The sequence below is a fragment of the Paenibacillus sp. Y280 genome (assembly GCF_056786335.1).
The window spans coordinates 1-18,306 of sequence record NZ_JBXCIW010000030.1 but is presented as its reverse complement, the minus strand read 5'-3'; the positions used below and the strand labels follow the sequence as shown (position 1 = coordinate 18,306).

At 44.2% G+C, this 18,306-nt stretch carries 12 protein-coding genes and 12 tRNA genes; 3 read left to right on the top strand and 21 right to left on the bottom strand.

Features of this window, described 5'->3' with window-relative positions:
* Nucleotides 1-42 precede the first annotated feature (42 nt).
* From AC1TPC_RS24540 to AC1TPC_RS24530, 3 genes are all read right to left on the bottom strand, one after another.
* Nucleotides 43-4,128: a choice-of-anchor I family protein gene (locus tag AC1TPC_RS24540; RefSeq protein WP_482069366.1), complete on the bottom strand. Its 4,086-nt coding sequence runs from the start codon at nt 4,126-4,128 to the stop codon at nt 43-45.
* A gap of 1,010 nt (nt 4,129-5,138) precedes the next feature.
* Complete coding sequence (locus AC1TPC_RS24535) at nt 5,139-5,879, bottom strand: hypothetical protein (protein WP_482069365.1); 741 nt, start codon at nt 5,877-5,879, stop codon at nt 5,139-5,141.
* A gap of 1,027 nt (nt 5,880-6,906) precedes the next feature.
* On the bottom strand, nt 6,907-7,611 hold the full coding sequence (locus tag AC1TPC_RS24530) for a DNA-methyltransferase (protein ID WP_482069364.1): 705 nt from the start codon (nt 7,609-7,611) through the stop codon (nt 6,907-6,909).
* Between the two features lie 69 nt (nt 7,612-7,680).
* Here AC1TPC_RS24530 and AC1TPC_RS24525 point away from each other — a divergent pair, with 69 nt between their 5' ends.
* The gene (locus tag AC1TPC_RS24525) at nt 7,681-7,863 is read left to right on the top strand and encodes a site-specific integrase (protein WP_482069363.1); all 183 of its coding nucleotides are present in this window, start codon (nt 7,681-7,683) and stop codon (nt 7,861-7,863) included.
* Entirely contained in the window at nt 7,864-8,298 is a 435-nt protein-coding gene (locus tag AC1TPC_RS24520; protein WP_482069362.1) for a tyrosine-type recombinase/integrase, read from the top strand.
* A gap of 1 nt (nt 8,299) precedes the next feature.
* Here AC1TPC_RS24520 and AC1TPC_RS24515 read toward each other — a convergent pair.
* The 10 genes from AC1TPC_RS24515 to AC1TPC_RS24470 form a co-directional block, all read right to left on the bottom strand.
* A tRNA-Gly gene (locus tag AC1TPC_RS24515) sits at nt 8,300-8,373 on the bottom strand.
* Nucleotides 8,374-8,390: 17 nt separating this feature from the next.
* Nucleotides 8,391-8,467, bottom strand: a tRNA-Pro gene (locus AC1TPC_RS24510).
* A gap of 34 nt (nt 8,468-8,501) precedes the next feature.
* A tRNA-Arg gene (locus AC1TPC_RS24505) sits at nt 8,502-8,578 on the bottom strand.
* A 6-nt stretch (nt 8,579-8,584) separates the two neighbouring features.
* A tRNA-Gly gene (locus AC1TPC_RS24500) sits at nt 8,585-8,659 on the bottom strand.
* 324 nt (nt 8,660-8,983) lie between these two features.
* On the bottom strand, nt 8,984-9,838 hold the full coding sequence (locus AC1TPC_RS24495) for an ABC transporter ATP-binding protein (protein ID WP_482069361.1): 855 nt from the start codon (nt 9,836-9,838) through the stop codon (nt 8,984-8,986).
* Nucleotides 9,839-10,037: 199 nt separating this feature from the next.
* Nucleotides 10,038-11,075, bottom strand: a complete 1,038-nt coding sequence (locus AC1TPC_RS24490; protein ID WP_482069360.1) for a protein-glutamate methylesterase/protein-glutamine glutaminase — start codon at nt 11,073-11,075, stop codon at nt 10,038-10,040.
* A gap of 27 nt (nt 11,076-11,102) precedes the next feature.
* Nucleotides 11,103-11,921 (bottom strand): CheR family methyltransferase, encoded by an 819-nt coding sequence (locus tag AC1TPC_RS24485; protein WP_482069359.1) that lies wholly within the window; start codon nt 11,919-11,921, stop codon nt 11,103-11,105.
* 2 nt (nt 11,922-11,923) lie between these two features.
* Nucleotides 11,924-13,651: a methyl-accepting chemotaxis protein gene (locus AC1TPC_RS24480; RefSeq protein WP_482069358.1), complete on the bottom strand. Its 1,728-nt coding sequence runs from the start codon at nt 13,649-13,651 to the stop codon at nt 11,924-11,926.
* Nucleotides 13,652-13,667: 16 nt separating this feature from the next.
* The gene (locus AC1TPC_RS24475; RefSeq protein ID WP_482069357.1) at nt 13,668-14,159 is read right to left on the bottom strand and encodes a chemotaxis protein CheW; all 492 of its coding nucleotides are present in this window, start codon (nt 14,157-14,159) and stop codon (nt 13,668-13,670) included.
* A 13-nt stretch (nt 14,160-14,172) separates the two neighbouring features.
* Nucleotides 14,173-16,182, bottom strand: coding sequence for a chemotaxis protein CheW (locus AC1TPC_RS24470; RefSeq protein ID WP_482069356.1), 2,010 nt, complete (start codon nt 16,180-16,182; stop codon nt 14,173-14,175).
* Nucleotides 16,183-16,590: 408 nt separating this feature from the next.
* On the opposite strand from AC1TPC_RS24470, the gene AC1TPC_RS24465 reads away from it, so the two are divergent.
* Nucleotides 16,591-16,950, top strand: a complete 360-nt coding sequence (locus AC1TPC_RS24465; protein WP_482069355.1) for a helix-turn-helix domain-containing protein — start codon at nt 16,591-16,593, stop codon at nt 16,948-16,950.
* Nucleotides 16,951-17,173: 223 nt separating this feature from the next.
* On the opposite strand, the gene AC1TPC_RS24460 is transcribed toward AC1TPC_RS24465, so the two are convergent.
* The 8 genes from AC1TPC_RS24460 to AC1TPC_RS24425 all read right to left on the bottom strand — a co-directional run bounded on the left by AC1TPC_RS24460 (nt 17,174) and on the right by AC1TPC_RS24425 (nt 17,993).
* Nucleotides 17,174-17,256 (bottom strand) — tRNA-Leu (locus AC1TPC_RS24460).
* An 86-nt stretch (nt 17,257-17,342) separates the two neighbouring features.
* Nucleotides 17,343-17,425 (bottom strand) — tRNA-Leu (locus tag AC1TPC_RS24455).
* Between the two features lie 15 nt (nt 17,426-17,440).
* Nucleotides 17,441-17,516 (bottom strand) — tRNA-Lys (locus AC1TPC_RS24450).
* Nucleotides 17,517-17,527: 11 nt separating this feature from the next.
* A tRNA-Gln gene (locus tag AC1TPC_RS24445) sits at nt 17,528-17,602 on the bottom strand.
* Between the two features lie 9 nt (nt 17,603-17,611).
* Nucleotides 17,612-17,687, bottom strand: a tRNA-Val gene (locus tag AC1TPC_RS24440).
* A 35-nt stretch (nt 17,688-17,722) separates the two neighbouring features.
* Nucleotides 17,723-17,797, bottom strand: a tRNA-Glu gene (locus tag AC1TPC_RS24435).
* 40 nt (nt 17,798-17,837) lie between these two features.
* Nucleotides 17,838-17,913: transfer RNA gene (locus tag AC1TPC_RS24430), tRNA-Thr, on the bottom strand.
* A gap of 4 nt (nt 17,914-17,917) precedes the next feature.
* Nucleotides 17,918-17,993: transfer RNA gene (locus AC1TPC_RS24425), tRNA-Asn, on the bottom strand.
* Nucleotides 17,994-18,306 lie beyond the last annotated feature (313 nt).

Sequence of the window (18,306 nt, the reverse complement as noted above, 5' to 3'; positions counted from 1 at the left end):
TCGCCTCTAAGTGAGAGACGCTGCGGTCCTTTCGCAACCTTATTACGCCATTAATTGAATGAGCTTGGCTAGCATTTTTGCTGCTTCCTCACGGGTCGCGAAATCTTTTGGCGCAAAATAGCTGCCTTCCTTGCTCGCAATAGTCTTGCCATTAATAATACCTGCTTGCTGCACGGCAGCTGCCGCTTCCTTCGCAAAGCTGCTGATGGATGAACCGTCAGCAAACGTCTGGGCATTTGTGTTCGCAGGCAAGCTGTGTTTCATATAGGCTGCGAATCTTGCGATCATGGCAACCATCTGCTCACGGCTGATGTTAGCCTTAGGGTCGAACTTCCCGCCGCCAACTCCTCCGGCAATGCCTTTCTCGGAAGCCCACTCTGCGGATGCTGCATAGTAATCGGATGCCTTCACGTCCGTAAAGCTTGTAGACTTATAGCTGTCGAGCTTAGCGCCTGCAATTCGGGCTAAAATAAGCGTGAAATCTGCTCGCGTCATATTGGCCTTCGGCGCGAATTTGTTCCCGCCCAATCCTCCGATAATGTTTCTAGCGGACAGATAAACAATGGAATCCTTCGCAAAGCTTGATGCTGTATCATTGAAATTCACTTGACTGTAGCCAACGCCATAAGTGGAGAAATGGCTGACCTTGAAGTACAATTGGCCTGTTTGCGCATCGTACACGCTGTTAGGTACAACGATTAGCTCTCCGTCGTTTGCAATATAGTAAATAACAATCGCATGGCTGTCTTCACCTGCTTGCGGCACATAAGGTATGCTGATACGGGCACTGCCGCCGTTCAAGTCGTGAATCGCTGTTTTGCCTGCCAATACGTCGATATCATATACCGGACGGCTGCCGACAGCTGCCTGATTGGATTCCGAAAGCTTTGTCTTATCGGTTTTATTGACCGATACCGAAAGCTCCGTATTCCCTGCTGCCGATGTCAACGTTCCAATAGACTTCTTATCAAAGGATATAACCCCAAGTCCGACATTCAAGTCCAAAGACTGAAGACTGCTTGATTGCAGCTGTGCAATCGTCTCCTTCTCGAAGAGAATCGTTGCGGATTCCGTATTATTCGGAGCTACCTTAAATTCAATCGTTCCTGGCTTGCCGTTCACAGCTTTATCAAGAGCGGCTAGTGTTGCAGCCAATTGACTTGAATTGACAGTAGCGGTAGTCTTGCCTCCGCTATCCGTAACTGGTGTAAGTACCGTTACCGCTTTCCCTGTATCGGCATTTACTGAAGTGCCTGGACCAGGCGTTGGCTTAGGTGTCGGAGTAGGCGCAGGGGTACTCAAATTGCTTTCTTCTCCATTTCTGATTTTAGCAGATACCGTTACTACCGTCTCTGCCGAACCGTAGCCGTCAGCGCTCAGCGCAGTAATAATCGCTGTCCCCGCCGCTACTGCTTGTACGTTTCCGTTCACATCCACTATCGCTACATTTTTATTGGAGGACGACCATAAGACGGTTGCAGCACTTCCGCCAACAGGCTCCACAGTTGCGTTCAGCTTGGATGCCGCATCTCCCACTTTCAAGGAAAGGGTAGCTTTATCAACGGTTACTTTCGTTACATCCAGTTGGTACACCCCTACCTTGCCGCCTACTTCGTAGGCTACGAGCAGCAATGGTTTACCTGTTGGACTAATATTAGCCGGAATGAATTCCAAGCCTTCTGGACCCGTATCCGTATTCAGATTAATCCCGCCTTGACTGTCCTTGAATTCACGCGTGTTTGTATAATTTGCAAATGTCGCATGCGCAGGATCGGTTACATCGTAGGTCATGAAGCCGCCAATCCGCTCTAGTCCCACGAAAGCAAATATTTTATTGCCAACCTTACCGGTTTTAATATCTTCCGGCTCAGGGCCTTTCTTGCCACTGCGATCGTCGATCGCTATCTTGCTGTTGCTTGTGTTAAAAGAGTGTGGCAGCCTCGCAGCCGTAATCGCCTCGAACTCGTTGCCGCTGTCATAAACCTGCTTCATCGAGCTTGCTTCCCAGATGGAGAAGGAGCGGCCGCCGTACATATAAATGCTGTCGTTGCCCATATCGCTGGCCACTTCAATGCCATCATAGGCGGTTTTGCCATTCAGGAATTTTGCTGCTTCCGAATTCGGATCCAGCTTGCCTTTTAAAGCGCCAATCGTGCTTCCGTTCGTACGCTTAGGCCATTCCGTTACATCGCCTTCATTAGCGGTAAACAAGTAGGTTTGACCGTTAATGGTATGCGTCGTGATACCGTCAGGCATATACATGCCTTTAAACGGTACATTCTCCAGCTTGATCAGACCGTCCTTTTGAAGGTCGAGGGCATTGCGGGCTTCGTTGTAATTTTTGAGTCCCAGCGCCTTAACGGCAGTTACTTTACCCGTTGCGATGTCAATTACAGCAATCGCGTTATTCTCCTGCAAAGACACATAAGCTGTCTTATTATCCTCCGATAAACTAATATACTCCGGCTCCAGATCATATACTGCGTCAGCTTTCGTGCCGCTGGTTTTGATTTTGCCATCTACAGGGTCAACTGCCCCGCGGATATGCACACCATCCTCAATGACGGACGGGTCATCGAAAAGGACTTGCTTTACTGTTTTATCCTTCGTGTTGACGATCGTTACGCTGCCCTTCGGATCTGCAACGCCGGAACGCGGCTCTGCCTCATCGGCAGTAAGAATATATGTGCCGTCAGGTGTCGATTTAATCATATCCGGCTGTACGCCTGCCGCGTAAGAGTCAAGCAAATTGCCGTCATAATCAAGCACGAGTATTTTACCCGGCTTCATGGCATCTGCTTCTTGTACGGATACGGACACGCGCTTTGTAGCCGTATTAATATCTACGCTGGTCAAATCACCGTACACAAAGCCTTCCGTCTCTGCCAGCGGCTTAACGAGTACAGTCTTTTCCTTGCTCAGTGTCCCGCTTCCGCTTCCCAAGCTTACGATATCGAGGCTCGGCGGATTGCCAGAACCGTTAACCAAATAGAATTTGCCATTATCTTTGTTGAATTTGACGATCTCGGCAACTCCGCCATCCTTATTGGTCAGGCCAATGGAGTACTCTCCGATTTTGGTAATATTGAGCGTATCTTTAAATTCAGCAGGGACTATTTTATCTTGGATCGTAAGAGTGAAGGACTTGTCTGCCTTGACAGGCGTTCCATATGTGCTGTCCGTTACCGTAATGGTAATAGGCGCTCCATAAACAGATGCAGTTGGAGTTCCCGTAAGAGCTCCATTCGTAGCTAGGCTAAGCCCATTTGGTAGGCCGGCTGCAGCGAATGAGTATGGCGCCGTTCCGCCAGAAGCCACAAGAGCTGCGTTATAAGGTGAGTTTATATAACCAATAGGTAGAGAAGTTGTGGCGATAGCAAGAGGCTGCGCAACGACTGGTCCCCAAGCACCGTCTGTTCCGCTGCGAGGCGATACCGCAAGCAATGCTTCTCCAATAGCCACCTCATAGTCAATTTGTTTAAAATCTGATTCATTATTATCGGTATCCGTAAAATTGCTTCGGCGAATGGCCTTTTTCTTCGAGGTTCCTTCAGCAGAGCCTGATGGAAAAGCGGTTTCATAACCGTCAATATCGCTTCCGGAATCATTGCTTCCTGATCCAATCATATCGACGTAACCAGCCGGCTTTGTCACAAAAGGATTCACATCTGTCAGCAGTGTCTGATTACTCATCAAAGCTACTTTCAGCCCTTTATTATTAATGAAACGGTTGTCCCATGATTGGTCGCCTTTTGCAGAAAGATTCACCTTTGGGCTTGTCGCACCTGTTGAAGCACCCTTAATTAGGTAAGACGAATGCGCGTTAATTGTTCCTGTGAGATTAAGCTTTTTCCATGCAAGAGTTGGTCCTGTAGTTGCATTGGAGCCCCGATCCGCGTATTGCAGTGACCATCCTGAAAGATCGATATCATTATTCGTGGGATTGTAAAGCTCAATAAAGCCGTGGGAGAGAAGAATCGAGGTATCTGCGACCAAGCCCCCGCCGTACACTTGATTAATAATGACATGGGGGACGTTAACATCATAGGTGTTGTCTACCGTATAAGGCGTTCCTGATTGCGGCAAGTCTGCTGCCATAACAGGTCCCGCGGGCAGCAACATACTCATTGTAATTTCCACTGCTAACAATAGCGAAATCAATCTTTTACTATAAATCCTCAAGACAAGCTCACTCTCCTATGGGTTTGAAGTTAAAGCTTATAGTAGTCGATGAATATTTTGTGATGATTAATTTTCCATTAATCTTTGGTAAATGAAAATGTGTGGATTGCGCTCAGCCAATTCGGCCTAATAAAAATCTCTTCCTATTAATATGCTGATTTCACTGCTTTTTCGAATTTTTATAAAAATAACAATTTCAGCCGAGGCTCCACGCCTAAATTGATCTATATAATAAGCTTTATCCGACCAAAGCAGTCCGTTTACCTATACACATTTCCTTGCTAAAAAAGACAACAAAAAAAGCCTTGCTGCGCAAGGCTTTCGGGTTTAAATAGTTGGAGCGGGTGATGGGAATCGAACCCACGCTATTAGCTTGGAAGGCTGAGAAATACCTCATTTCTGAATTATCACTTCCTATTAATATATTAATTTTTCTAAGGCTTCCTTTAAAATGACTATCAGCGACATTCAGTAAATGTCATTTAAAAATATACTCTTGCCCCAAATATGCCCCAAAAACATTCATGGATGGCATGATTGAAAAAAACCCATCATAACAAGGTTTTAAATATTTGGTTATCATAGTGAACGTTTATTAGAGTCCGATTGTTTACTCAATAATCACTTGAAAGAATGCTTCCGGTACGAAAGAGTACTAATTAGGACACGAATAAGCCGTTCCATCTATGCCATGACTGCCTGATCGTGGCGGCACGTCATCGCAGGTGGATGCTGAAATCACATATCCAGCTCAAAACGGAAGCGAAAAGGCTAGGCTCGGGAATCTGAACTGTAGACGGAAAAAGAGCTGCCCCCGAAGGAGCAGCTCTTTCCCTTATCAGCTGATTTACAGCAAACCCATACTGCTTCACTACCAAGTGTAAATGCGCAGGATGAAGCGGTCAAGCGCTAGTACCAGCATAGCTATCATGAAGTGAAGTGCAAACGTCTTTTGGTTAAATATTTCGGTCTCTACTATATTCAATGTTTTTCGGTTTCAGCGTATTATTCACACTAATGTTGAAAGTGTCGTATCCTTGGCCTATATACGTTGTTCCAAGATAATGATTATAGTAATCACGTTGAACTACATTAATATTATATTTATCATAGTCAATCGCCCCATAATAATCACGTGTATTATATGGGCTAGATTCGGATGGTCCAGTCCAAACATCAGTTGTATTATAGTACTTTGAAACCGTGCCAGTTGCGGAAAGATTTAGAGAAGTTTTAACAAGTCCTAAAACATTATTATTATAGCTTCCCGATATCTGTAAAGTTCCGGTAACAGTAACACCTGAAGATGCAGTCTGAGTATGACCTTTTGCCACGCTTACAATAAATTTTTCATTGTTTCTTGGACCTACAATATAACCTACTATTTGTAGTTCCCCAATTGTATAAGTTGTATGTGAGTAAACTCGACGCTCTTCAGCAAGTGGCTGTATAAGAGAATTATTCTTAGTATTATTCTTCGATACAAGTGCTGGTTCCACAACAGTTACTTGCGCATCTAGATTAACACCTGTGTCATACTCCTTATAGCTAGAAATTACTCCCCCATCATCAGCAAAAGCAGCGCTTAAAGAAGCTGGAACTTTAACAGATGATGCCTGTTCCGCAAAAGCAGAAGGCGTAATCGCTGCAATGGATAGCATCGCAGCCATAGTAACAGTGTAAAACTTTTTCTTCATTTTTTCCTCTCCATTCCAATTCTAGTTGTTTATTGTTCTGTGCATATGTATAATTCTCCCTCCATTGGAAATATCCTCTTTTTTTAAAAAAAGTTCACCTAGATCTAAAAATCACTATTTTTCGAACATTTCTACCCTCTCCGAAACACGAATTGGGTAGCTATGGGGAAAGTGTAGCTCCTTTTTACAGTTTTATTTGCTAAGCATTAGCGTACGTGCATTCCTCCCGTTCTTATTTCGTTCTTTTTCCTTAAAGCGTTAAATATAATTGTACGAGTTCTTCTAGTGGGATTGCCAACACACCATTATCCACCTTTTTAATACGACCCCGAATAGCTGTCTAGATGTCACACAAAGTTTCTCGTTCTGTTAATTCGTGAAGATTTTTAATTGATCAACAGCGACTTGCTCATTTAATTGGACACCAAAATATTGTTCAAATATAGCGCCGATCTGAATGAGTCGCGAGTCGCTGGAAATACGCATGTAGCAATTAAAAGCTATGAAACAACGCCTTCAATCACAAGTGAGCCAGAAAGAGCGTAAAGCCATTGACGGTGATTCTGTAATATATACCGTTCCAGAAAGAAATGTCCGTACTACAAGGCATTTAAGGCTCTTGATCGGGCATCTTGGCCCCAAGGCCAACCAAAAGACACTTGTACAAAATTCCTCATTTTGTGAAGTAGTTCAGTCCATTCTACAGAAGAGACGATTTCAATAAGGATATAGTTGCGTTATCCTGCCCGTTAGCATTGTAGTCCATCTTTTGATTCTTCTGTAAGCCCTCAAGCATTGTATTTTCTGACTCTCCATTAGGAGATAGAAGCCCATCGATTCTTGTGTCTAACCAGCTTTCTGAACCTTCAGATGGAATATTTAATTTATTGTGCTAACAGGCACGTTAGTTGAACTTCGCTTGCTAATACGAAAACCGGATTCCCTTGTAGAGTAAAGGGTCCGGTTTTTTCGTGCAACTCATTGATTAACGTACGATTTTTTCCTTTTCGTGAGGTGACCCCTAATTTTATTTATTCATTATTGATCTTTCATCTAACACTTTATTTATTCTTTGACTTGCAACTTCATACCAACCATTATCAATTTCAAAAGCCGACCAAGACCGACTTGTCATAATGGCTGCTTCTTCAGCAACACCACTGCCTGCAAAATAATCTACAATTAACTCTCCAGGCGCACTACTGTTCTCAATCATCTCCTTTAGCAGCTCTACAGGCTTTTCTGTAGGATGAATGGTCTTATTTCCATGGATGCGTGGTATTCGCCAAATATCTGTTTGTTTTCGAGTTGAGATCCTTCTAACACGTTTATCCCCTTTCACAGCGAAGATTATAAATTCGTTACGATAACGATAATGCCAACCAAGGCCCATATGCTCTTTATCCCATACAATGCAATTCTTCACTATGAATCCTGCATTACGCAGCCAGATCATCATGTCTGCATACATCCTCCAATCAATGCAAACATAAATATGTCGCCCTGGCTTGAGCACCCTATATGCTTGGAAGATCCATTGCATACAAAACATCTTGTATTCCGCCGGCGAAAGCATATCGTTCTTTATAATATTAAATCTAGGCTTTTTCGTTTTAGTTTGTGTAGTTCCACCAAATCTTAAATTATATGGCGGATCAGCTATCAATAAATCAACTGAGTTATCCTCTAAATACTTTTTTGAACCTTCAATACAGCTTTCATTGTATAGCATAGAATCCCTCCTACAGTATGGAAGTTATATTTCCTTGGTGTTCTTCTAGGCGGCTTCAGACGCGGCGAGATGCTCGGCGTTGAATGGCCAGCTGTCGACATGGAGAATGGCGGGATCTACGTAGAAAAACAGATCTCATTCGATGAAGAAGGAAGATCTGTTGAAGCTGAATTAAAGACTGAGGAGTCTGAAGCATTTGTCCCAATGCCTCGCTGGTATATGGAAGAGCTGAAATCGTACAAGCGCGAATGAATGAAAAACAAAATGGGATGCGATCCGGAGGATTGGAAAGGCGGCGACAAGCTATATCTTTTCCATGGTGGGAACGGTCAGAAATATTATCCAAACACCCCTTCACTAACTTGGCGACGTTTCTTAAGCAAGCATGAGCTGCCACACATCAGACTGCATGATTTACGCCATACAACAGCAATGCTGCTACGTGAGTACGGAGCTGACTTAAAATCGATCCAGGAGCAACTGCGCCACTCTAAGCTGGCCACCACTACAGATATTTATATGCAGCGCGATAAAACAACTGTCAGTCGAGGTAGTGCAGATTTGTTTGATGTACTGAACCCAAAAAATCAGCTTGGACACCAAACGGACACCAAGGAGCTAGTGAGGCTGTGTCGAATGAAGACAACAAAAAAAGCCTTGCTGCGCAAGGCTTTCGGGTTTAAATAGTTGGAGCGGGTGATGGGAATCGAACCCACGCTATTAGCTTGGAAGGCTAAAGTTCTACCATTGAACTACACCCGCAAATCAATAATGAAAGATGGTCGGGACGACACGATTTGAACATGCGACCCCCTGGTCCCAAACCAGGTGCTCTACCAAGCTGAGCTACGTCCCGAAGTGTAAATAAAGTGCATCTAATGAAGTGTTAATGGCGTGCCCTAAGAGATTCGAACTCCTGGCCTTTTGATTCGTAGTCAAACGCTCTATCCAGCTGAGCTAAGGGCACACACTATGGAGCGGAAGACGGGAATCGAACCCGCGACCCTCGCCTTGGCAAGGCGATGCTCTACCGCTGAGCCACTTCCGCACGTTATTTCTGTCAGCCATCCGTGATGTTTATCATCGCGGCGACAAGTAATAATATATCATCCCTGAAAACAAAATGCAACTGTTTTTATAGAAAAGTTTGAAATTATTTTTCCACACTCCATTTTCCCGCTCGCTTATTACCAAAAAACGCTGATTTGACGCGATTATTCCGCATTTATTATATTATGCAGCTGCTGATCAATAAAGTCGGCTTTTTTAAGTTCAGATCAGAACTTCAGCTTGCAGCAGTTCTCAGTAGTTATTTCTTATAAAAAACCGCAGTCCCTAAGGAATGCGGTTTATGCGAAGCGATAATTTCGATCTATGCACCAGCAGCTGTTAACGTCTCTTGCATAATACGGCTGTTAATTGCTACTTTATCAGCAGCCGGCTGTCCTGCAAGCGCATAAGGCAAGCATAAAGGTACGCCTGTTCGAGGATCAGGGACGATGTCTGCTTCAATATTAAATACTTCGCGCATAATATCAGGCGTCATAACTTCAGCAGGCGAACCTTCGCCAACTACGACACCTGTTTTAATTGCAATCATATGATGAGCATAGCGCGTAGCGTGATTCAAATCATGGACAACCATAACGACTGTACGGTTACTGGCAGCGTTCAGCTTTTGGAGCAAATGAAGTACTTCCAGCTGATGCGCCATATCGAGGAAGGTCGTTGGCTCATCAAGAAACAGAATATCGGTCTCCTGTGCAAGTGCCATTGCGATCCATGCGCGTTGACGCTGTCCACCGGATAAATGATCGACCGGACGATCGCCAAACTCAGTCATGCCCGTCGCTTCGATCGCCCACTGTACGATACTGCGGTCATCCTTGCTCATCGATCCGAAGCCCTTCTGGTAAGGGAAACGTCCGTATGATACAAGCTCAGCAACCGTTAGCCCATCTGGCGCGGTCGGATTTTGCGGCAAAATAGCCAGCTGCTTCGCTACTTCCTTCGTCGACTGCTTGTGAATGGATTTGCCGTCCAGAAGAACACTGCCCTCAGATGGGCTCATAATACGAGCCATGGTTTTCAAAATAGTGGACTTGCCGGAGCCGTTCGCTCCTACTAGCGCCGTAATTTTCCCTTGAGGTATGGCAATGTTTAAGTTTTTGACAATAAGACGGTCATCATAAGCAATATCAAGACCCGAAGTCGTTAAACGAATCATTGGACAAACACGCTCCTTCCGCTGCCGAGGCAGACACCTTCTTAAATATATATAGTATTTCGTTCTGCAACGAAAAGTGATAACGATTATCATTGACGTTTTAATGATAATGTTTCTCACGTGAAAAGTCAATCAGAATCTCTACCCTGCCTTCCAACAACAAAAGGGCCAACCAGCATGCTGGTTGGCCCTCTTCAAACTATGACAATAAAGCAAGCAGCACGCGCGATATATCCGGCAAAGATGACTGGATTTCCACTGCACCCAGCTCATAAGCTGCTTTCGGCATGCCGTATACGATGGAGGTTTTCTCATCCTGACCGATCGTTCGGGCGCCTTTGCTTCGCATGGAAAGCAAACCTCGCGCGCCATCCTTCCCCATTCCTGTCAAAATAATGCCTATAGCGCGGTCCCCCGCCACCTTGGAGGCTGACTCAAATAATACATCGACCGATGGACAATGCCCGTTTATCTTGTCCCCGCTTCGACATTCCAGCTTAAAGCGATCTCCTGCTTTTACGAGTGAGACATGCTTGTCGCCCGGTGCAATTAGAACGGTACCCTCTTGTACAAAATCGCCATCTTCAGCTTCCTTCACCCGCATTGCGCTGGATGCGTTTAAGCGTTCTGCGAACATACGAGAAAAAATGGGCGGAATATGCTGTACGACCACAATTCCAGGCGTATTGGCGGGCAATCCCTTCAGCAAGGTATGCATCGCCTCCGTGCCTCCGGTTGAAGCACCAACCACAATGATGTTGTTTCGATTTTTGATGGGCTGCTGCAGCCTTGTTTCGTTGATCTTATCGGATCGATCCTTCTGTATGATCTTCGCCTTAGAGGCTCCTTTAATGATGCGAATCAGCTCAAATAGAAACATCTCAACTCGCTGAGGAGTCGCTATGTCAGGCTTTGCTACAAAATCAACAGCGCCTGCCCTTAATGCGTCCAAGGCTGCTTCGCTAATCGAGCTAACCGTAACGATTGGCAGCGGGTATTGCGGAAGCAATCTACGTATGAATTCAATACCGTTCATTCCCGGCATCTCAATATCGCACGTCAACACATCAGGCTGGTATTTAATGATTTTATCACGCGCGTCAAAAGGATCCTTAGCCGTTGCAACCACCTCAATGGCGGGATCAGAGGCCAGACCTCTTGCCAGTACCTCACGGAACATGATGGAGTCATCCACGACGAGCACCTTTATCCTTTTATCCACCGTATTGATAATCAACTATACCCCCTTAAGCCTAACCTGCATTTAGAGCTTCTTCTGATATACAGACGGCATGATGTACGTAAAATCCGTTTTGTCGCGTTCAAGCGACTCCGAGTGTCCGATGAACAGATATCCGCCTGGCTCGGTCATCTCATAGAACTTCCTAATAAGCTCACGCTTTGTTTCATTATCGAAATAAATCATTACATTCCGACAAAAAATGACATGGAACTTTCGCTTAAACGGAAAGGTTGGCTGCATTAAATTGAATTGACGGAAAATAACTTCCTTTTTCACTTTATCAAGCACAACCGTTTGCTCATCATTTAGCTTACGGAAGTAATTGGATCGCCAAATCGCAGGAATCATGTCCAGCGCCTCATTTGAATAAATGCCTTTGGCAGCGATCTCCAGCACCTTCGCTGACAAATCGGTAGCCAGCACCTGCGTATTCCAACCCTGTTTCATTGTTCCGAAAAACTCATCCAGCAATATCGCTAGCGTATAGGGCTCCTCTCCTGACGAACATCCTGCGCTCCAAATTCGCAAATCATGGTCGCGAATTGTGTGAGCTAGGCTTGGAAGCACTTTATCTCGTAAATAGTAAAAATGATTCGCTTCCCTCATGAAAAAGGTATGATTTGTCGTGATCCTATTTGCTAGCATGATGTTTGATGCCCCACTGGAGTCTGCTTTAATATGCTTGAAATATTGCGCAAAGCTATCAAAGCCTTGCTCGAGCAAATGACGCTGCAGGCGGGCAGCCAGCAGCGTCTTTTTCTCTTGTTTTAAATTAATGCCAAATTGCGCTTTGATATAGTGGGCAAGATGTATGAATTCCTCTTCCGAGATGGCAATCACCGTTAATATTTACCGAACTCGCGATCGCTTAGCAGAATAGTGGCACCTTTTGCTGCTGCGACTTCAGCCTGATCGCTATCAATAGCCCAATTTCGTTTTTTCGCCTGGCCAGCCATATTTTCCAGCATACGCAGCATTTCCGGGTCCAACTGCTCATATTCTTTATAGGAGGTTGATTGCTGCGTCTTGCGCAGTACGAATCGGCCTACCTGCTGCTTCAGCATCTCGGCTTGGCCCGTCAGCTCCTCAGAAGCCGCCGCACTTTCCTCCGAGGTAGCTGAGTTCGTTTGTACGACTTGAGAGACCTGCATGATGCCTTGATTAATTTGCGCTACGCCTGTTGCCTGCTCGGTTGATGCCTCAGAGATGCTATTAACCAGATTAGCTACCTTAGCAACACCATCAACGATTTGGTTAAGCGCTGACGCCGTCTCATTCGCGATTTTTGTTCCATCCTCCACTTTACGGATCGAGCCTTCAATCATATCCGTCGTTTCCTTTGCCGCATTAGCAGAACGTGCCGCAAGATTGCGCACCTCCTCTGCAACAACAGCGAAGCCTCTGCCATGCTGTCCTGCTCTAGCCGCCTCGACAGCCGCATTCAACGCCAATATATTCGTCTGAAATGCGATTTCATCAATAACCTTAATAATTTTTGAAATGCTGCCAGAAGACGTATTGATTTCCTCCATGGCATTCAGCATTTCTTTCATCCGATCATTGCCCTGCTGTGCATTGTCTCTCGCTTGATCAGCAAGTGTATTTGCCTGAACTGCATTTTCCGCATTTAATCTTGTCTGCGCTGCTATCTCTTCAAGCGAGGCAGTCAACTGCTCCACAGAGCTTGCCTGCTCAGAAGCCCCTTGCGACAATACTATGCTTGATTCCGATACTTGTCTCGCGCCTGTAGATACCTGCTCGGACGCGCTTTGGATATTAGAAAGCACTTCATTCATATTATCGGTCATTTTGCCAAAAGCGGCAGCTAATACACCTACCTCGTCTTTTGTTGCAACTTCGACCGTCAGATTCAAATCGCCATTTGCAATGCGTTCAGCTGAATCAACAAGCTTGCGAATGGGACTGCTTATTATCCGAGAGATGAATAAGCCAAGACCAACTGCCGCAACCATTGCGATAATGACAATAACTAGCATGGTTAGGATCGTCTTTTGCGAGGATTTAGAATATTCATCAGAACGACGTGATCCTTCTGTATTTTTATCAAGATATATATCATCAATCATGCCGTCTACTTTCTCGGAAATGACAACAGCATTTTCAAGCTCCTTCAAGCCTTGCTCTATCTTTTTTTCCGATGCGAATGCAATAATACGATCTTGATATTGTCTATATTCCTTAAGAGCTGCCTGCAGCTCATTTACTCTGGTTTTTTCGTCCTCTGTTACAAGGCTATTTTCAAAGGTGGCGAGCAAAGTATCCGTCTCACTCTTCAGACTATTAAGTTCTTCAATCGCTGCGCTTGTCTTTGCAGCGTCTGTACTCAGCAAAACATCACTTACAAGAACTCTTACATTTTGAAAATTCATTCCAATATTACCAAGTACTCCAACTGACTTCCCAAATTGCTCATACAGCACTGAGTAATCCGTATCAATTTTTTTCAGACTCGTAATACCGACCGCACCAACTATTCCTGCCATTAACGCAACCACAATAAATGAAGTGGTAAGCTTCTTGCCGATTTTCATGTCATAAAACCATTTCATTGTCCCATTCCTCCATTTATTGAGCTGGTAATAAATTCTCTACTTCATTTTTAGTAAGCATCTTGTCGCAATCGAGCAGAAGCATCACCGCATTTTCCAATTTACCTACCCCTTGAATATAGCGGTTCATGCCGCCGCTTGCTTCAGGCGGTGGCACAATGTCTTCAGAAGGAATGGACAGCACCTCTGATACGCTATCTACAATAAGTCCAACAGATATCTCCTTTATGTCGATAACGACAATACAAGTTCGATCGTTGTATTCGCGGAACGGCTTCTTAAATCTTAACCGTACATCCATTACGGGAATTATTTTACCGCGTAAATTAATTATGCCGCGTACATATTCAGGCAGTTCAGGAACTTCGGTTATGACCTGAATGCCTATTATTTCTATTACATGCTTAATCTCAATCCCATATAGCTCTTTGCCAAGCGAAAAGGTTAGAAATTTATCCTTCTGAGCATCTTCTTCATTGTTGCTGTCAAAGCTTGATCGTTGATTCATTTCAATCGTCCCTTCACCTGTTATGGGCAAATGCCGGCATATTTCGATTGCGATTCGTGCCCATCAAATCTACTACGTCTAGGATGAGACTAATACTCCCATCTCCGAGCAGTGTACAACCCGCAAGACCTTCCCTATGTATGACATATTTTATATAACGGGGCAAATTTTTAACGACTACCTGCTGCTGCCCTAATAGCTCGTCAACGAACAAACACATTCGTTTTCCATCCTGTTCAAGCATAACGAATATTCCATCCTCTAAATTGGTGTTGCCGCTTTTTGAATGAAATCTTTCATGAAGACGAAGAATAGGGTAACAATTCCCACGCACCATAATCATTTCATTGCCATCGGGATCCGTGATGACATCGGATAATTTCGGTTTAAAGGATTCCTTAATTGAGGTTGTCGGCACTGTATAATTAGCATTGCCTACCCTTACATTCATGCCATCAATAATTGCCAGCGTTAAAGGAATTTTCAGCGTAATGCTCGTTCCCTGAAGCTCCTTGCTCTCTACAGAGATAACGCCGCCTACTCCCTCAACATTACGAGAGACGACATCCATCCCAACACCTCGGCCGCTAAATTCTGTAATATTGTCTTTTGTAGAAAAGCCAGGCTGAAAGATCAAGCTGAATATTTCCTTCTCTGTCATATCTCCGTGCTGCTCACCAATGAGACCTTTCTCTTTGGCTCTGCTTACGATATGCTTCTGATTCAAGCCCTTACCATCATCCTTAACGACAATCTCTACATAGCCGCCTGTATTTTTTGCCTCTAAAGTAATAGTGCCAGCGCGTTTCTTGCCTGCTTTCACACGCTCATCGTTCGATTCAATGCCATGATCCAGCGCATTTCTAACCAAATGCATCAACGGATCAGAAATTTGATCGATAATATTTTTATCAAGCTCCGTATCTTCTCCAATTATTTCAATGTCCACATCCTTGCCCAGCTTCTGGCACATGTCTCTGACCACTCGACGCATCTTATGAAAGGTAGTGACAAGCGGCACCATTCGGATCGACATGACGATATCCTGGAGCTCACCGGTTATTTTTCGCAGCTGTCCTGATGCTTTGTTGAAAGCCGAATCCCCACGTGTACCATTAGAAGCTTCACTGCGAGTAACCATCGCTTCTGCAATGACGAGCTCTCCAATGAGATCCAGTAATTGATCCAACTTATTCACACTTACGCTTATAACCGCATTTCTTGACGCGCTTTCTGTCTTCCCTTCCGGCTCTCGATCCTCCGGCCAGTCTGTCTGCTCAAGTGATAAATCAAATTCTTCGCTCTCCTGATCCCTTTCCGTTTCTCCGGCGTCCTCTATCTGGGTTAAATCCAATCGCTCCAGAAAGAGTGTTTCCATTAAAAAACCATGAACCTCCTGATAGTTCTTTTCCGACTTAAAAGAAATATGAAACCCGTCATTTCGAATGGCTTCAATACTTCTTTCGTCATCAAGAAGATCAGTCGGCTCATGGTGTTGGATTCGCGATATCTCTTTTAAACGATGAATAATGTTAAACGATCTAATATTTTCCATTTCACAATCACTTTGAAATCGAACAACTGCTTGAAAGGAAAATAATCTAATTTTTTTCAATTGCTTTAGCTGTTCCAAATATTGCTTAATATCGTTAATAATGATAATAGGATTGCCATCCGATTCATTTCCATGTGAGATTTTGTGTACCTCCGCCTTAATAAAATCCGCTACTCTCAGGACGAGGTCTGATAAATAGGTATGGTTGAGCGGAATCTCCTTGTTTTCCCTTATAAAATGAAATAGATCCTCTATAGCATGCGCTACCTCGGCAATGCTCAAATACTGCATCATAGCTGCCGAGCCTTTCAGCGTGTGCATATTGCGAAAAATCTCATTTATTGCATGAACCGAAAAAGAAGCCGCCTGCTCGCAATCAAGGATTGTCGCTTCAAGCTGCTCTAATAGTTGCGATGATTCGAAAATGTACATCTCCATAATAGGGTCAGTTAAATCTCTTCCATTCATCCATATCCCTCTTTCTATTTTGCTACGAGGAACCAACTGATTACGTATACATCTACTGATGAATTATATACAAACAAAGGAAAACGATAATTCAATGAAGAATTATTTAGGGTTATAGACCCCATTCTGAGATCAGCAACATGAATGACGAATTATCTGCGAAATATGACTAGTTATAGAAAGGACAGTACTGGACCTTAAAATACCAAGGTTCTATTTTCGCATTTTAAGAAAAATCTACATTTTTCGACATATAGAGTGATAATTCGTCAAAATTCGTGCTATTAGACAAATTATATTCGTAATTACGAATAAATGCAACAATTATTCGTAATTACGAATGAATTTGCATTTAGCTGATCATATTACAAGTAAAAGCAACATTTTTCAATTTAGGAGGTATTCTTCATGCATGATATTAAACGAAGACTTAAACAATTAAGACAAGAAAGAGAGCTCACCATGTATGAATTCGCAAAGTTAATTTCAGTATCTCCCGGAAATGTTGGCGACTGGGAAAGCGAAAACAGAACCTCCATTCCCGGGGCTAAAGCACTCATTTCCATTGCAACTATATTTGATGTATCTTTGGACTGGCTAATACTTGGCCATACGTACGCTCCACCTGATAACAAACAACAGGTATATCCTCCCGATCAGCAAGTCTCGCATACGTTAACGGAGTTAATTCATGCTTTATCTTCTGAGGATATACAATTAATCGCCAAACTCGCCAAGAGGCTGCGTCACTTATCACAAAAGCCATAAACTACTTCACGACAGAAGAAGCCTGACAGTATTCCTTTTGTGTTCATTTCAAGTGCAATCCTATAGTCCAGCAGCCTGATGCAGAATACGCCGGATACAAAAAAAGCTCACTAGATCAAATTGATCTAGCGAGCTCATCCGAACAAGGTTCAACCTGAACGATTATCATAAAATGAAAAAAAGCCTTCAGGATTAAAAATCCTAAAAGCTTGTGTTGTAAGTATGGTGCGCGTAGAGGGACTTGAACCCCCACGGTCGCCCGCCAGATCCTAAGTCTGGTGCGTCTGCCAATTCCGCCATACGCGCATATAAGGTAAAGCTTGTTTGTAGGACTTCCACCTACATTTCTCTGTTTGACATACAGAGCGTTTCCCGATGATGGGTTTTAAAGATGGTGCGCGTAGAGGGACTTGAACCCCCACGGTCGCCCGCCAGATCCTAAGTCTGGTGCGTCTGCCAATTCCGCCATACGCGCATGTGAGAAGAAAAATGGTGAGTCATGTAGGATTCGAACCTACGACACCCTGATTAAAAGTCAGGTGCTCTACCAACTGAGCTAATGACTCATATTATAAAATGGCTGGGGATTCAGGGATCGAACCTGAGAATGACGGAGTCAAAGTCCGTTGCCTTACCGCTTGGCTAATCCCCAGCAGCGATATGGTGGACGCTGACGGGATCGAACCGCCGACCCTCTGCTTGTAAGGCAGATGCTCTCCCAGCTGAGCTAAGCGTCCAAGTATAAAGGCGCCTTTTTTGTCAAAAAGGAAATTGGTGACCCGTAGGGGACTCGAACCCCTGTTACCTCCGTGAAAGGGAGGTGTCTTAACCACTTGACCAACGGGCCATACATAAATTGAAGCTTGTTCTAACAGTTGAAAGTGTTCTGGAGCTCTCAACCGGGATCGAACCGGTGACCTCATCCTTACCATGGATGCACTCTACCTACTGAGCTATGAGAGCATAATGGCTCCCCGAACAGGACTCGAACCTGTGACAACTCGATTAACAGTCGAGTGCTCTACCAACTGAGCTATCAGGGAACATTGCATTTTTGAGTTGAAATGTCTCCAAGAGCTTCAACTGCAAAAGAGGCACGGTTGAAAAACAAGGCAAATTGCGCCCTGAAAACTGGATACGAAAGTTTAGGTTTGCTGAAAACCTCTTTAACTGTGTCTGCCGGATGTATGGGTCCATGCAAACCTTAAGCGTATGCTTACGATGTAGGTTTGTTTTACAAACCTTTTAGCGTATGCTTACGATGTAGGTTTGCTTAGCAAACCTTTTAGGATAAGCCCTCGACCGATTAGTATTCGTCAGCTGCACACATTGCTGTGCTTCCACCCCGAACCTATC

Excerpts from the sequence above, each read along its gene's own strand:
- AC1TPC_RS24470 (WP_482069356.1), bottom strand. The coding sequence starts at position 16,182 with ATGAATGGAAGAGATTTAACTGACCCTATTATGGAGATGTACATTTTC.
- AC1TPC_RS24475 (WP_482069357.1), bottom strand. The coding sequence starts at position 14,159 with ATGAATCAACGATCAAGCTTTGACAGCAACAATGAAGAAGATGCTCAG.
- AC1TPC_RS24535 (WP_482069365.1), bottom strand. The coding sequence starts at position 5,879 with ATGAAGAAAAAGTTTTACACTGTTACTATGGCTGCGATGCTATCCATT.
- AC1TPC_RS24465 (WP_482069355.1), top strand. The coding sequence starts at position 16,591 with ATGCATGATATTAAACGAAGACTTAAACAATTAAGACAAGAAAGAGAG.
- AC1TPC_RS24530 (WP_482069364.1), bottom strand. The coding sequence starts at position 7,611 with ATGCTATACAATGAAAGCTGTATTGAAGGTTCAAAAAAGTATTTAGAG.
- AC1TPC_RS24495 (WP_482069361.1), bottom strand. The coding sequence starts at position 9,838 with ATGATTCGTTTAACGACTTCGGGTCTTGATATTGCTTATGATGACCGT.
- AC1TPC_RS24540 (WP_482069366.1), bottom strand. The coding sequence starts at position 4,128 with ATGAGTATGTTGCTGCCCGCGGGACCTGTTATGGCAGCAGACTTGCCG.
- AC1TPC_RS24480 (WP_482069358.1), bottom strand. The coding sequence starts at position 13,651 with ATGAAATGGTTTTATGACATGAAAATCGGCAAGAAGCTTACCACTTCA.
- AC1TPC_RS24520 (WP_482069362.1), top strand. The coding sequence starts at position 7,864 with ATGAAAAACAAAATGGGATGCGATCCGGAGGATTGGAAAGGCGGCGAC.
- AC1TPC_RS24525 (WP_482069363.1), top strand. The coding sequence starts at position 7,681 with ATGCTCGGCGTTGAATGGCCAGCTGTCGACATGGAGAATGGCGGGATC.